14 protein-coding genes are annotated in these 13,888 nt (G+C 37.7%); 8 read left to right on the forward strand and 6 right to left on the reverse strand.

The features are described 5' to 3' along the window. Positions 1-19: 19 nt before the first annotated feature. On the reverse strand, positions 20-1,498 hold the full coding sequence (locus NST02_RS17605; protein WP_095309965.1) for an alpha-amylase family glycosyl hydrolase: 1,479 nt from the start codon (positions 1,496-1,498) through the stop codon (positions 20-22). A gap of 119 nt (positions 1,499-1,617) precedes the next feature. Between NST02_RS17605 and NST02_RS17610 the strand changes: the two genes are divergently transcribed. Then, positions 1,618-2,544, forward strand: coding sequence for a nuclease-related domain-containing protein (locus NST02_RS17610; protein WP_340949348.1), 927 nt, complete (start codon positions 1,618-1,620; stop codon positions 2,542-2,544). Between the two features lie 410 nt (positions 2,545-2,954). On the opposite strand, the gene asnB is transcribed toward NST02_RS17610, so the two are convergent. Then, entirely contained in the window at positions 2,955-4,805 is a 1,851-nt protein-coding gene (gene asnB, locus NST02_RS17615) for an asparagine synthase (glutamine-hydrolyzing) (protein WP_340949349.1), read from the reverse strand. 499 nt (positions 4,806-5,304) lie between these two features. Between asnB and NST02_RS17620 the strand changes: the two genes are divergently transcribed. Next, entirely contained in the window at positions 5,305-5,868 is a 564-nt protein-coding gene (locus NST02_RS17620; protein WP_095309955.1) for a DUF2777 domain-containing protein, read from the forward strand. 53 nt (positions 5,869-5,921) lie between these two features. Here NST02_RS17620 and NST02_RS17625 read toward each other — a convergent pair whose 3' ends face one another. The 4 genes from NST02_RS17625 to NST02_RS17640 form a co-directional block, all read right to left on the reverse strand. Beyond that, on the reverse strand, positions 5,922-8,831 hold the full coding sequence (locus NST02_RS17625; protein WP_340949350.1) for a bifunctional diguanylate cyclase/phosphodiesterase: 2,910 nt from the start codon (positions 8,829-8,831) through the stop codon (positions 5,922-5,924). Between the two features lie 166 nt (positions 8,832-8,997). Then, positions 8,998-9,345: a YisL family protein gene (locus NST02_RS17630; protein WP_150914643.1), complete on the reverse strand. Its 348-nt coding sequence runs from the start codon at positions 9,343-9,345 to the stop codon at positions 8,998-9,000. A 99-nt stretch (positions 9,346-9,444) separates the two neighbouring features. Then, on the reverse strand, positions 9,445-10,329 hold the full coding sequence (locus tag NST02_RS17635; RefSeq protein ID WP_340949351.1) for a fumarylacetoacetate hydrolase family protein: 885 nt from the start codon (positions 10,327-10,329) through the stop codon (positions 9,445-9,447). Positions 10,330-10,347: 18 nt separating this feature from the next. Beyond that, positions 10,348-11,514 carry a DUF418 domain-containing protein gene (locus NST02_RS17640; RefSeq protein WP_340949352.1) on the reverse strand — a complete coding sequence of 389 codons (1,167 nt, stop codon included), beginning with the start codon at positions 11,512-11,514 and terminating at the stop codon, positions 10,348-10,350. A gap of 367 nt (positions 11,515-11,881) precedes the next feature. On the opposite strand from NST02_RS17640, the gene NST02_RS17645 reads away from it, so the two are divergent. The 6 genes from NST02_RS17645 to NST02_RS17670 all read left to right on the forward strand — a co-directional run bounded on the left by NST02_RS17645 (position 11,882) and on the right by NST02_RS17670 (position 13,846). Beyond that, a complete protein-coding gene (locus NST02_RS17645; RefSeq protein ID WP_095309945.1) occupies positions 11,882-12,103 on the forward strand; it encodes a spore germination protein in 222 nt (73 codons plus the stop codon). A gap of 22 nt (positions 12,104-12,125) precedes the next feature. Then, complete coding sequence (locus NST02_RS17650) at positions 12,126-12,368, forward strand: spore germination protein GerPB (RefSeq protein ID WP_095309943.1); 243 nt, start codon at positions 12,126-12,128, stop codon at positions 12,366-12,368. Continuing rightward, the gene (gene gerPC / locus NST02_RS17655) at positions 12,365-12,982 is read left to right on the forward strand and encodes a spore germination protein GerPC (RefSeq protein WP_095309941.1); all 618 of its coding nucleotides are present in this window, start codon (positions 12,365-12,367) and stop codon (positions 12,980-12,982) included. Before NST02_RS17650 ends, gerPC begins: the two co-directional genes overlap by 4 nt. A gap of 1 nt (position 12,983) precedes the next feature. Beyond that, on the forward strand, positions 12,984-13,163 hold the full coding sequence (locus NST02_RS17660; protein ID WP_095309939.1) for a spore gernimation protein GerPD: 180 nt from the start codon (positions 12,984-12,986) through the stop codon (positions 13,161-13,163). Between the two features lie 4 nt (positions 13,164-13,167). Then, the gene (locus NST02_RS17665; protein ID WP_170943573.1) at positions 13,168-13,542 is read left to right on the forward strand and encodes a spore germination protein GerPE; all 375 of its coding nucleotides are present in this window, start codon (positions 13,168-13,170) and stop codon (positions 13,540-13,542) included. 85 nt (positions 13,543-13,627) lie between these two features. Continuing rightward, positions 13,628-13,846 (forward strand): spore germination protein, encoded by a 219-nt coding sequence (locus NST02_RS17670; protein ID WP_137743594.1) that lies wholly within the window; start codon positions 13,628-13,630, stop codon positions 13,844-13,846. The last annotated feature ends 42 nt before the right edge of the window (positions 13,847-13,888 follow it).

Consider the following 13,888-nt stretch of genomic DNA (forward strand, 5'->3'; position numbering starts at 1 on the left):
TTTGTTTTTCTCCATTTCCTTATTGTTTTCGAGCCTTCCTTTTGACAAGAATCAAAAACACGATAAACAAAATAACGACACTTGCAGTAGCTCCAATAAACGGAAGATTGAGTCCTGATTTTTCCGCTAGTACATATATTTCTGCCATTTCTCGATCAAGAATAATTCGGTACTGTCCGTCTTCACTGCGCACTAAATCACCATTCAACAAACCGCGAAGTTCTTTTTCATCTTCCAGTTCTTCAGCCAATGTTACCGATTGTGATTTCGTTGTATTATTAATGGCAATGACTGAGGTTTCCCCTTCGTATTCCCGCTTAAATACGATCATTCCATCCTGCTCAAAAATGACTTCCATGCTCCCTCTTGTTAGCACAGGATGTTCATTCCTAATTTTGGCAATGCTCGTTATATAGTCAACTAATTCCTTATCGGTTCGAAAATCCATTTGCCTTTGATTATCAGGCTCTTCCCCACCATCTAAGGCAATCTCACTCCCATAAAAGACAAATGGAATGCCAGGTGTTGTATATAAATACGTTAGAGCCATCTTCCATCTTGGACCAGGATGCTCATTTTGTACGACCGCATCTCTCGTAAAACGGTGTACATGTTGATTATCCATAAATCTTGTTAACAAATATGGATTTTCATAGATGTCTTGATTTTGTTGCGATTGCTCGACTATCGGCTGTAGAGACTGATCAGGCCTTGAAAATCCTTCTCTTAAATCACTATTAGATAAATAATCGAGGAAACCATCAATACCTACTTCTTGATATCGTTCCAATAAATCCGGTTCCTCTGTTTGGATATCTCCAAGTAAAAAGAAATCTTCTTTCACTTTTCGAACTTCCTGTGCAAACTCAAGCCAAAATTGAACTGGAATTTGCTCGACATATTCAAGTCGAAAACCATCAATATTCGTTTCTTCAACCCACCATTTAGCCATCTCAAGCAAATAACTTTTCACTTCTAAATTTTCATGTGCTAAAGTAGGAAGTCCATTGACCTTTTCTTGCCGAAACCATTCTTTTTTATCAGCCTCGCTTAACCATGAATGATTCGGACCAACGTGATTAACATTAAAGTCGATTACGATTTTTAATCCTAGCTCATGAGCCCTTTGTACAAGCTTCTTAAATGTTTCGAGAGTGCCAAAATGCTCCTCAACCTGATAAAAATCTTTTGTCCATTTGCCATGATACCCATTATCTTCATTATCAAAAACTGAAGATAGACCGATTGTTGTAAAGCCCATTCCTTTAATATAATCAAGTCGGTCAATAATTCCTTGGAAATCACCCCCATGATAGCGATTTGGATCATTGACATCGACGCTAAAATCGATTGAAAAATCACTATTATTAAACCGATCAATCATTATGTAATAAATAGATTCATCCTGAAAACTATGCTCTTCTTTTTCTACTGCACCAACTGGTAGTCCACAGAAAAGAAGCAACGGGATCAAAATGAACAAAATATACTTTTTCATTCACCGTTCCTCCTACCCTATTCGTTTGATATACCCCGACTATAAGATTATCGTTAAGTCTAGTTGCCCGTCAACTTTATTCAACTATCAAAACATGTTACGATAGAGTTGGATAAAAATTGAAAGGTTGTGATCCATCGATTCTTTTACCTCGTTTTGAATCCCCAGAGTTATTGCTTCTACGCTCTTTAGCCCGTCGAAAACATTTATCAGACAAAGACTATCATTACTATGAAAATCTTGAAAAAGGATTTGAAGGAGAAATGAAATTTGATGAATTATTGCAGAGTTTTTCAGAAGAGTGGTTGTTTTTAAATGGTCTTCTATTAGAGTACAATAATTCATTTTTTCAAATTGATACTTTAGGTATCGCTCAAGATAGTTTGTACATTTTTGATGTAAAATACTTTGAAGGAGATTTTACTATTGACGGTGAACTTTGGAAGTATGTTAGTGGAACCCCCCTAAAAAATCCACTCCATCAATTACAACGATGCGAATCATTATTAAAGAGGTTTTTACAAGAAAAAGGGCAGCATTTTCCCATTAAATCATATCTTGTTTTTAATCATCCCCACTTTACTTTGTATCAGGCTCCGCCTAATCAAACGATTATTCTCCCCTCACAAATCAATCGCTTCATGACAAAATTAAAACATTATAAATCCACTTTAAATGATAAACACAGAAAACTCGCTGACATCATTTTAGCAGAAAACCATCCCCACTATCCAAACGCTTACATGCCAAAATATCAATACTCTGAACTAACGAAAGGGATCCATTGTTCCAAATGTCATTCATTTTGTCTAAAAAAGCTACACCCTGGAACTTTAATTTGTCAAAGCTGTTCATATGAAGAAAATATAGAAAATGCCGTTTTACGTAGTCTACAGGATTTTCGCTTACTTTTTCCTGAAAGAAAAGTAACAACGAACGAAATATTTGAATGGTGTAAATCTCTTCTGAGCAAAAAACAAATCCAAAGAACTCTTAGTAAAAATTTCAAACGAAAAAGCTACGGCAAATATTCACACTACGTTTGATTTTTGCATCTCTCCCTAATGTTTTACAGTAAGGAGACAGCCTCTTTGCTAATCTCTTCCGTTTGGGAGAGCACTCGTTTAAACAAGCAATTTTGCGAGAATATTATTTTAGGAACTACTTAACATTCAACTCGCGAAGCCTTCATCCGAACATGATTTGCTTGAGGGTGTCCTCATGGACCCTTCTTTTGGACACCATTTGGCTTTTTCTGCTTGAGTTTGTCCTCATGGGCCCTTCATGCGGACATCGTTTTGCTTTTTCCGCTTGAGGGTGTCCTCATGAGTACTTCATGCGGACACCATTTTGCTTTTTCCGCTTGAGGGTGTCCTCATGGACCCTTCATGTGGACATCGTTTTGCTTTTTTCGCCAGAGTGTGTCCTCATGAACCTTTTCATACGGAACGTACAACTATTCCACAAGCTGAATATTGTATTCTTCAAACCAATAATGGAGCTGTACTAAATAGGCAAGAAGCTGCGGCCCTGTCATTAACTGACCAAACCATGGTTCTTTAAAAGCGGCACCCTCAGAAGCAATTATTGCTTTCAGTTTTTCTTCATTGAAAAATTCATAGAGAACGGTGCCACGGTTTTTCATAATGTCTGTTAATAAATTTTGAACTTCTTTTGTGTATTTCGGATTATGCGTTTTTGGATAAGGACTTTTTTTCCGATACAATACATCATGCGGTAAAATACCTTCCAACGCTTTACGGAGTAAGCCTTTTTCCCTGTTTCCGTACATCTTCATTTCCCATGGGATGTTCCACACATATTCAACCAATCGATGATCCGCAAAAGGAACGCGTACCTCCAGGCTTGCCCCCATGCTCATGCGATCCTTTCGATCTAGTAAAGTGGTCATAAACCAGATCATATTTAAGTAAAAAAGCTCTCTTCTTCCAGCTTCCAAAGAATTTTCTCCATCGAGCCTTGGAGTTTCTGCGACTGTCGCATTGAATTTTTCCATCATATAATCTCGTAAACTTAATTTTTTTTGCCATTTTTCTTGTAATAAACTTTGGCGCTCATGAATGGAGCGCATCCAAGGAAATCCTTCTCTTTGCAGATCTTCTGGGCGATGAAACCATGGATAGCCGCCAAAGATTTCATCAGCGCATTCCCCAGACAAACCGACAACAAATTCTTTTTTTATCTCGCGACAAAACCATAATAATGAGGAATCAATATCAGCCATTCCTGGCAAATCGCGGACTTGAACAGACTCTTTTAAAAATTGCGCTAGCTCTTCTTGGGTAATCACATAATTATGATGGATGGTGTTAAATTCCTGCGTCATCTGCTTTATAAAAACCGCATCTGAATTTGGTTGAAATTCATTCGCTTTGAAAAATTGTTCATTCCCCTCATAATCGATTGAAAAAGTATGCAAAGGACCTTTTCCCGTTTTCTCATATTCGAGCGCCGCAATGGCCGTAATCGCACTTGAATCGACGCCCCCTGATAAAAATGTGCACAGTGGGACATCGGAAACAAGCTGGCGCTCAACCGCATCTTTAAATAGGAAACGTACTTTTTCAACCGTTTCGTCGATTGTGTCCTCGTGCTTCTCACTTTTCACATTCCAGTAACGCCAAATCTTCAAACCGTTACTCGCTGAAAGGGTTAAAGCATGGGCCGGTCTTAATTCAAGTATACCTTTAAAAACACCACTTCCTGGGGATCTTGATGGTCCTAGTGCGAATATTTCTGACAAACCTTCCCGATCTATCTCTGTCTTCATTTCCCGATGTGCAAGAAGTGCCTTTATTTCCGAAGCAAAAATTAACCCCTTATGATGCTCTGAAAAAAACAATGGCTTCACACCTAAGCGGTCTCTTCCAATAAAGAGCTGCTGTTTATTTTCATCCCAAATCGCAAAGGCAAAAATCCCATTTAAAAAATCAACGCATTTTTCTTCCCATTCCATATAGGCAGATACCAGAACTTCTGTATCAGAATGACCTTGAAACGAATATCCTTTTATTAGGAGTTCTTTGCGAATGTCTTCCGTATTATAGAGCTCACCATTGTAACAAATGATGTAGCGGTTGCCACTTTTCGTACGTACCATCGGCTGTTTGCCACCCTCTGCATCGACAACGATCAACCGCTTATGTCCAAAACCAACATGTGTGTCTGTCCATATATTTGTATCGTCTGGACCTCGTTTCGCCAGTGTCTCTGTCATTTTTTCGAGCGTGTCTTTTTCATTTGAGAGGTTGCGGTGAAAATCAACCCATCCGGTAATTCCACACATTGTCATCATCCTTTCTAAGCTGAACGTGTGTCCTTTTATTTCTTTAGCTTTGTTAAATATCGATGTTAATTTTTAACTCATTTTCTCCCTCATTCCATAAATCGATAGAGACAAATGAGATTGCACCTAACGTTTCATGGAATAAGAAGACCTTTCAGTATAACTGAAAGGCGCGCGAAACCAGGGTTTCACACGAAATAAGTCAAAAATCGATTTCTCATCAATTCTGTTTTACAAAGCTACTTCTTTAAGAGCAGCATTTCACAATGTACGTGTAAACATCATATGCTGGGCTCAAAAATTGGTTAATTGTCCTAAGCTTCAGACAAAAATAATTAACTTTAAAAAAAGCAGGGCCTTGCAAGTTTAAAATAAATGGAAAATGTCTAGAAAGAATGTTGAGCAGATCCTTTTTAACGATTAAAGGCAATGTAAGAAAGCCTTGGTACTTCGTATCAATTGCTATGATGACTGCAGTAATTATTTTTGGAGGTTAACGATGAATAGACAGCAACGATCCAAACTAATTGAGTTCCAAATTCGTGCCTATATTGAAGGCACAATTGAGTATATTAATGACCAATGGGTCTTTTTTGAAAATGAATCTGAGGAAGCTTCCCTTTTAGAAGAATATTTGCATCAAGAGCTTGAAGTGCTGCGACATTCTCGTTGGAGAAAAGGAGTTTTATTTGAAGATGGGAAGATGGCAATGGCAGACGAAATTCTCCTTCTTAAAAGCAGTGATACTCTTCGAATCCGAAAAAACCTCATTTATTCGCTGGAACGACTACTAGAAGAAATATCTGACGACGCCTTTTACCAATTCATCACCCATTTAAACTCGCTTCATTTTTCAGTTTATGATTGTATTTACTGCTATAATCATCTAACTTTTTTGAAAGGAGAAGATCGCAAAGAAGGGGTCAATTTCATTATTTTTGACAACCAAGAAGACATTTGCAGCATTCAGCACCATTTCTGCTATTATGAAAAGAAAAATGACCGATTCGAATTCACATTAAATAATGGAAAAAGAACGATCATTGAGAAATTATCTTCTTAACTAAAGGCGTCCTAATTATGGACGCCTTTTGATACGTGCAGCTTTATACGCTCCTATGAGATCGACTTTGCCAACAGCACTTTTTCAAAATCAACGGCTGTCAGCGGTTGATGAAGATAAAAGCCTTGGGCGTAATGGCATTTTAAATCCTTAAGAAGCTTGATTTGTTCTTCTGTTTCTACCCCTTCAGCCACAACCTTGACGGCAAGTCCGTACCCCATTGTTATGATGGCCTTAACAATGGCAATATCCGTTGTTTCAAGACTTAAGTTATTGATAAAAGAACGATCAATTTTTAAAGTGTTAATCGGGAGATCTTTTAAATAACTTAACGATGAATAACCAGTGCCAAAATCATCAATTGAAACACGAACCCCTAATTCCTGCAAAGATTTCATCACTTCAATGCTATGATCAATATTGCGAAGCATTGTACTTTCTGTTAATTCGAGCGTTAAATACTTCGGTTCGAGCTTCGCATCCGCTAATGCCCTTTTCACTTCTTTCACAAATTTGGTTTGCTGAAATTGATTTGCCGACACATTGACAGAAACCGTTAACCCTTCCATCCCTAAATTTTGCCATTGTTTATTTTGTTTACAAGCTGTTTTCAACACCCAGCTTCCAATTTCCTCAATTAACCCTGTTTCTTCTGCCAATGGAATAAACTCTCCTGGTGGAACGAGCCCAAGGACAGGATGATTCCAGCGAATAAGCGCCTCACTTCCGTAGAGCTTGCCAGTTTTCAGATCAATTAACGGTTGATAACAAAGAAAAAATTCTTGTTTTTGCAGCGCTTTTCGTAAATAACTCTCCAGCTCCAGCCGTTTAAAAGCTTCTTCATTCATTTTTTTAGAATAGAGAGTAATTCGATTTCCTCCCGGATATTTGCCCCGATTCATGGCAATATCCGCATTTTTTAGCAATGTTATTTCATCCTTCCCATCATTAGGAAAAAGGCTGATCCCGATGCTCGCGGTAATGTAAAACTCCTTCTCAGAATAATGAATTGGATCTGTCACCTTGCGCAAAATCATTTTAGCCACTTTGATAATTTCTTCCATATCAACATTTTTAGAAAGAAGTAAATTAAACTTATCTCCACTAAATCTTCCTAAATAAGCACCGCTTGGAATGGCATCTTGAATTCGTTCACTAATTTCCTTTAAAATTTCATCACCTGCGTCATGTCCGAGGCTATCATTAATCATCTTAAAGCGGTCAAGATCAATTGCCAATACAGCGATTTGCCGTTTTTTCTTTTTTGCTCTTTGCAATGTTTCACTAAGCTTCTCTGTAAATTTAATTCGATTCGGCAGCCCGGTGTCCTGATCAAAATAGGCGAGCTGAACAATTCGGTCTTCAATTTTCTTTTGTTCCGTAATATTGCGACCAATACCGTAGATCCCAACGCATTCACCGTTTATCGTAATCGGAATGTTCTTAATGTGAAAAAGGTTCTTTTCTCCCGACTTTGAGTTAATTTCAATATTATAATATTGTTCTCTCCCTTTAATGGCCCGAAAGAAGTGCAAGCGGACCCTTGCAATATCATCTCTATTAATATACTTTAACGCTGATTTTCCGAGTAGTTCTTCCTCCTTATATCCGAACATTTTTTCAAAAGAGGCGTTTACACTAGTGAAATTCCCTGATAAATCTGTTGAATAGACAATATCTGCATTATTATCAAAGAGTGAGCGATAATATTGCTCAGAAATTCGGAGATGCGCATTCAAATCCTTAATATCATCTTGAGACGCTTTCATTAAATGAGTTAACGTCGCGACTGTTTTCAATGAGTCAGAAATGTCATAATCCATTGCCATGTTCTTTTTCTTGCGCTGTACTTTATTTTCTGCCAAAGCTAAATAAGTAAAAGACTGACCAATCAATTTCGGGATTCCGTCGGCAATGGCGATCTCCCCATTGGCAAAAAATCCATTTGTTGGTGCCTGTAAGTGGAGGATTCGCAGCTCTTCATCAGCAAACCCATGTAAAATCCTTTTTCTTGAGAAACAATTAAAAGTAAAAATTGCCTCCATATTTCTCTTTCCTAATGCTTTCATTTCTCGAACAGACTTATCCACGATTGTTGGTAAATCCGCATAAGCGAAAACTAGCTTGTCTCCCTCAACAAGAGGATGATTCATTTCTATAGCTCCACTTTCGAGGATTTTCGATATCCTCATCACCTTTTTCTTTCCTTTGGTATCTAGCATAAACAAAAACTCTTCTTTTAACGTCTCAATATCCTCAATAAAAGCCTTTCCTAAATAACGCTGGATAATTTGAAGTGGTTTTTTCTTGTCAATGGCGTAAATGATATTTCCGCTCGCTTTTGTAATAGTAAAAGATTTCCCTATTTCCTGAAGTTCATAATTTACAAATGTTTCCATTTGTAGATCTGGATTGTTCAATGATATCGCTACAATCCCATGATTGCTTTCTTCATCCCCATAAAAAACAAAGCCTTCAGGATACAGATGATCACCTGTGGCGACACCGCCGGCTACTATTACATCAGGATTTTCATGATAAAAACAGTTTAGAACTGCAGCTAGCTCTTCACAATGATTTGTGGAAAATAAAATGAGTGCTCTTGTATCAAATCTCGTAAGCATATCAGCGAGCATTTTCCCCATCTCATTCACATCACCATAGTCATTAAAAAGAAACAATGAGGAGTGAAGCTCAGTCCTTTCGAAAATAGTAAAGTTAATGCTGATTTGTTCTTCAACCGTCCGTCCATTTTGGATGGCAGCCGTAGCAGTACAGCCTAAAACATGTGCAACTGGAAGCTCTGCACGAAGGCATTTCTGAATAGCGCCAACCTCTTCTTTAACGGCTGAATTGGCAAACAACTGTATAAAAATATTCGGGTATTCATATAGTGCGTGATCTTCAATGAACTTTGTTAATTCGTTTGCATTTTTATACATATAAGAAATAGTTTTTATCATAGAAACCACCTAGACGTTTTCTATATTACTTATACTAAATAGCTTGAATAGTCTCTTTTAAAATACCACATTTGATGAAAAGGTTAAATTGAAAATAAAGAAAAAGCTGCCAATTGGACAGCTTTTTTCAGAATTTTGTCGATATTTTGTTGATTTATTCACCCATTTACATTGGTAAGCTGTAGCCTAAATAAAGAACGGAAATAAGCGAGAGTAAGAATAAAACCCAAAATACAGTCGTTGTCTTTCCCTTTTTTGTACGTACGAGAACCATCTCCATAAAGCCAATAACGAGAATACCAGACAATACTTTTAAGATCGTCTCAACTAAATACGAAGATATTAAATAATGAACAAACATTCCACCTGTTGCAAAAGTGATTAAATAAAACAGACGTAAAATCATGTGGACAATTTTTTGTCCCTTTTCTTTTCCAGCCTTTTGAAGTCCAAAAGCAATGAAAAATAGAACTAGTGTTAAAACCCATGCTGTAACATGAATATGTATTGACATGTGCGCTCCTCCTCAGGTTAAGTTCGTGAATATCTTATCATATTTACATTGGAAATAGTAAATGAGAAGGTTCGTCTCAACGAATTTTTAAAACCTCTCTCACTCAGCTTGTATATGATTAATCAGTGTTCCAATTTTTTCAATCGTTACGGCCATTTCGTCTCCCGCTTTTAAAAAACGAGGCGGTTTAAAGCCTTTCCCAACCCCTGAAGGAGTACCAGTAGCGATGATATCTCCCGGCTCCAAAGTCATTCCTTGAGAAAGAACAGAAATGATTTCTTCCACTGGAAAAATGAAATTTTCAGTGTTTGATTGCTGTCTAATTTCATGATTGATGCGCGTTTCAATATTAAGTGAATTAGGGTTTCCCAGCGCTGATGCATGCACGATCCACGGCCCCATTGGGCAAGTAGTATCAAGGCTTTTTCCAATGAAGTATTGCTTATGCTTTGATTGCAAATCTCTCGCTGTCACGTCATTAATAATTGTATAGCCAAATACATAGTTTAAAGCATCTTCTCTATTTATTTTTGTCCCTTTTTTTCCAATGATAACAGCTAATTCACCCTCATAATCTAATTGTTCAGTTATATCGCGATGATGCAAAACTCGCTCATTCGGACCGATTACTGTTGTCGGCGCTTTCGTAAAGACTATTATATGCTGCGGAATATCGTCCTTACTCCCCATCTCAATAGCATGCTCTGCATAGTTTTTTCCAACACAATAGATATTTTTTTTCGGTCTTGGAATCGGTGCTAAAAGAGTGACCGCCTCTAAGTTGATAAACTGTTCATCAGCAGCTGCTTTAGCCTGCTGATAGATAGAAATCGCTTGTTCAAAAAACCCTGATGTAGCAATACATTCTTCAAGTGTCTCTGGTAAATCGTTTTCTCTGCGGTTTAATGGAAGAACTCGCTTTTCTCCTTCCTCAATAATGCCAACAAAAACCCCTTCCTCATCCTGTGCTGTAACAAATTTCATTCTCTCATCCTCCATTAATTATTTTTTCCATCTCTGCCATTTCTGATATGTAGCACTTCTCCACACCCATTCCATCGGACCAAATTGATGCGTCTTCATCCAGTATGAACTAAAAATAACTTGCACTGCAAAAATAACGATAACAAGAAGCGAGCCAGAAAAAACGGATATTTGATCATAAAGTCCAAATCCATAAGAGTAGAAAAGCGTTGTTGAGATTAATGACTGAAACAAATAATTACTTAACGACATTTGTCCTACAGGCGCTAAAAAACGGAGCAGCCTTTTTCCTCTTATCGTATCTGCAACTAAAGCAATGGCAAGCGCATAGGCAATGGCGAGCAATGGTCCGCCAAAGGTGTCTTGAATATATTCAAAAGCAAGACCGCCTTGAAAGATGTACGGACAAAGCTTCAGAAACAAGCCAAGAAAAAAGAAAAGGAAAAAACTTACCGTCAATGGCCTTCGCAGTTCTGTTACCCTTTCCATCCATTTGAGTTTGGCAGCGCCTCCTCCGATTAAAAAGAATGGAAAGATTGAAAACAACATAATAATACCGTTGCCTAAATTATTGACCATAGACCAATCATTCCATCTTTGAGAGAAAATCTCTGCAAAACTTCCACTTTGATACACTTCAATCGAATATTTTGCCATCTCTACCTGATAAATAGACGACTCTAACTCTGGCATGAATAATGCAGTAATAATCAATAAAAAGCAGAAAATAAGTTGGGGGATAAACCACATAAGTCCACCTGTTATAGTCATTCCCACGCCTGATCCCCTTATGAAAAGTAAGAAAAGAAAGCCAAACACCGCATAATTGATCAAAATGTCTCCATGCCAAATAAAAAAGGCATGAACCATTCCGAACACCAGCAGGACACCTAAACGCCGAAATGCAATTGGCGCAAATGCATTCCCTCTTCCTACCGTTCTTTCATAAAGAAGAACTAATCCATAGCCAAACAGTAAAGAAAAGAGGGGATAAAAGCTCCCTTGTGCAAAAATGTCAATCAAAGCATAGCTTCCCTTATCGAGCGGTGATCCCCACCAGGTAGCAGGGTTCAAATAAAGCATAGGTGAATGAAAGGACAGCATATTGACAAGAAATATTCCGAAAATGGAAAATCCCCTCATCATATCTAAAGATATAATTCTATTAGTTTTTGAAGTATCCATTATAGCTCCTTTAAAATTGTTATATCTTCGATTATAGATGGAAGTATATGGACATGCAATTTTCAAATATAATGGAAGAATCCCGCTCGTGCCCCAATGTGCTTCTAAAAAACCCACTTCATCATCTACATTCTCAACTGCCTGTTTTGAAGGGCAATTAAATGTTCCGCTCTCCGTTCTATTTTATTTCCGCTTTTTCTCTCCTAGACTGAAGATATTATCATTCTATCATGATCTTTTGTATGGCTCGCCCACCACCTTTTACCTATAAGCGGGATTTTACTTTTTCATCTTAGGCGATTTCATCACATTTGCCCCAGAAATTCATACGATAAAAGAGGAAACCTAATTACAAAGGATGTTGCCTATGCCAGCCATTGTTGGGATTGCCCAAGTCAATGCAATTGGAACAAGCTCTGTTTTTAATATTGGAGATGTCTACAAAATCATGCCCATTGCTTCTGTAAAGACTTTTGCAGGTGCAGGCTCATTTAATACGGGAGATGTATTAGAGGTTCACAACAACTACAGCTCTACCAATACGTTCGATCAGGATGTCGCTGATCAAAGTATCCTTTTCAACAGTTAGAAGAACTTAAAGGTGTGATTTTATGAATTTTAACATTCAACAATCAATTGTAATAAATAATTTTCGGATCGGAAGTCTTGCCAATTCCTGTGTCCTGCAAATCGGCAGTGCGGGGATTATTAAACCGTCAAGTCATTTATATAATACGGGTGGGTTTACAGAACCAGCCCCCATTCCGCTTAAACCAGAAGAAATTGAAACAGACTATCTCCATGTTCCTTCCGTCCCATTAGCCCCTCCAGCAGGTGGTGCTGGAATGCTATGAACCGTGAATACTACTCATATTTAGAAAAGTTGCACCGCTTTGTGGAAGCCCAAGATAAAAGAATTGTTGAGTTAGAGAAAAAAGTAAAGGGTTTATCTGATGAACTCAAAGATGTTCGGGCCCAACCGCCTGTTCAGGTGGGAACAATCGAATATAAATTCGACCAATTAAAGGTCGAAACCTTAGAAGGAACTTTAAATATCGGCTTAAATCCAGCCAATCCAGAAGGAATAGAAGATTTCGAAGTCCAAAATAAAAATATATCCACTTCTTTTCCTATGAAAACTAAATGGAAACCACTTAGGGAGCTTGAGCAAAAAATTGAGGAGTACTTAGACAAAGACTTGAACTCTCTCATTAAAGAATACGAAGAGCAATTGCAAATAAATGTGGATGATTCTTATATTGACTTTATAAAAAATGATATTAAAAAGCAGCTTCCCGGCCGGCTCGATCATTATCTTGCCCAAATTCCCGAAAAAGAGCGAAGTGCTGAAGCGTCACAAAAAATGACAGATGGAATTGTTGAACAAATGAAAAAGGATATTGGAAGTGCTGTTTTTGTTTTTCTAAATAATTTATCAAAAGAATCTACTCGAAAGGATGATGAATGATATGAATTTACAAATTTATAATGAAGAGCTTCAAGTTGGCAACATGCAAGTAGAAGCTGTCTCCAGCTCGTCAATTGTTCTAATTGGGGATGCAGAAACGATACAACTCTCATCCATTTTTGACACCCCTGCAGAATCACTGATTATCGGTCCATTTGTGCCACTGAATCCACAGGGGTAACGGAATGCTGAACAAGAGAACCTCTGTTGTTGATCGTATTATCATCAATTCTTTATCGATCGTCTCCACTTTCGAAATCGGAGATTCTTCACAAATTCAAGCTTTTTCTCGTGCAATCGCTTTGCAGCGTGAGCGTCAAACTTTTTTTAGCAATGAAATCAGGTTCTCTGATTTCGATATTTTTACAGAAGCGATTCCAATGGAGCCCATTTTCGAAAATGTGACCTTTGAGACAAACTCGATTCATCCTATCATTAAGGTGGGATTTCTCGATATAACAGGGGTGTCCACATCTTCAGTTATCCATATTGGAAACACGAAAAATATCAATATGGAGTCTAGGATCAAGCATATCCGCCATCTTCACCCCCGCAATTGAGTAACATTATTGGCAAAAAAGCATAATATTTTAATAGGCATTTAAATTAGGGATGTTTTACTCCATTAGAAAAGGGTGTTTTAGTATGCCTGCAATTGTAGGACCTGTTCAAGTAATTAATTTAGGAGGAGGAGTGCTTCAATTTGGAGATTCTCTCTTCATCTCTCCGAAGAGCGCTTCAAAATCGATGTCGGGCTCGGGGGCTGGTAATACTGGCGGCTTTATTATTACTAACAATCTCATAAGCGCCAGCAATACTCTCGATACAAACCTTGTCGATCAGCCTTTGGTAGGAAACAATTAAGGCATTTCTTCATAGATATTGTTGATTTTTAAAGCATATCAG

Source organism: Robertmurraya sp. FSL W8-0741, from assembly GCF_038004005.1.
Taxonomy (GTDB): domain Bacteria; phylum Bacillota; class Bacilli; order Bacillales; family Cytobacillaceae; genus Robertmurraya; species Robertmurraya siralis.

Bases quoted from the DNA above. Each gene is read 5' to 3' on its own strand.
- NST02_RS17660 (WP_095309939.1), top strand. From the start codon at position 12,984: ATGAATTTACAAATTTATAATGAAGAGCTTCAAGTTGGCAACATGCAA.
- gerPC (WP_095309941.1), top strand. From the start codon at position 12,365: ATGAACCGTGAATACTACTCATATTTAGAAAAGTTGCACCGCTTTGTG.
- NST02_RS17635 (WP_340949351.1), bottom strand. From the start codon at position 10,329: ATGAAATTTGTTACAGCACAGGATGAGGAAGGGGTTTTTGTTGGCATT.
- NST02_RS17630 (WP_150914643.1), bottom strand. From the start codon at position 9,345: ATGTCAATACATATTCATGTTACAGCATGGGTTTTAACACTAGTTCTA.
- asnB (WP_340949349.1), bottom strand. From the start codon at position 4,805: ATGTGTGGAATTACCGGATGGGTTGATTTTCACCGCAACCTCTCAAAT.
- NST02_RS17640 (WP_340949352.1), bottom strand. From the start codon at position 11,514: ATGGATACTTCAAAAACTAATAGAATTATATCTTTAGATATGATGAGG.
- NST02_RS17620 (WP_095309955.1), top strand. From the start codon at position 5,305: ATGAATAGACAGCAACGATCCAAACTAATTGAGTTCCAAATTCGTGCC.
- NST02_RS17665 (WP_170943573.1), top strand. From the start codon at position 13,168: ATGCTGAACAAGAGAACCTCTGTTGTTGATCGTATTATCATCAATTCT.
- NST02_RS17650 (WP_095309943.1), top strand. From the start codon at position 12,126: ATGAATTTTAACATTCAACAATCAATTGTAATAAATAATTTTCGGATC.
- NST02_RS17645 (WP_095309945.1), top strand. From the start codon at position 11,882: ATGCCAGCCATTGTTGGGATTGCCCAAGTCAATGCAATTGGAACAAGC.
- NST02_RS17670 (WP_137743594.1), top strand. From the start codon at position 13,628: ATGCCTGCAATTGTAGGACCTGTTCAAGTAATTAATTTAGGAGGAGGA.
- NST02_RS17625 (WP_340949350.1), bottom strand. From the start codon at position 8,831: ATGATAAAAACTATTTCTTATATGTATAAAAATGCAAACGAATTAACA.
- NST02_RS17605 (WP_095309965.1), bottom strand. From the start codon at position 1,498: ATGAAAAAGTATATTTTGTTCATTTTGATCCCGTTGCTTCTTTTCTGT.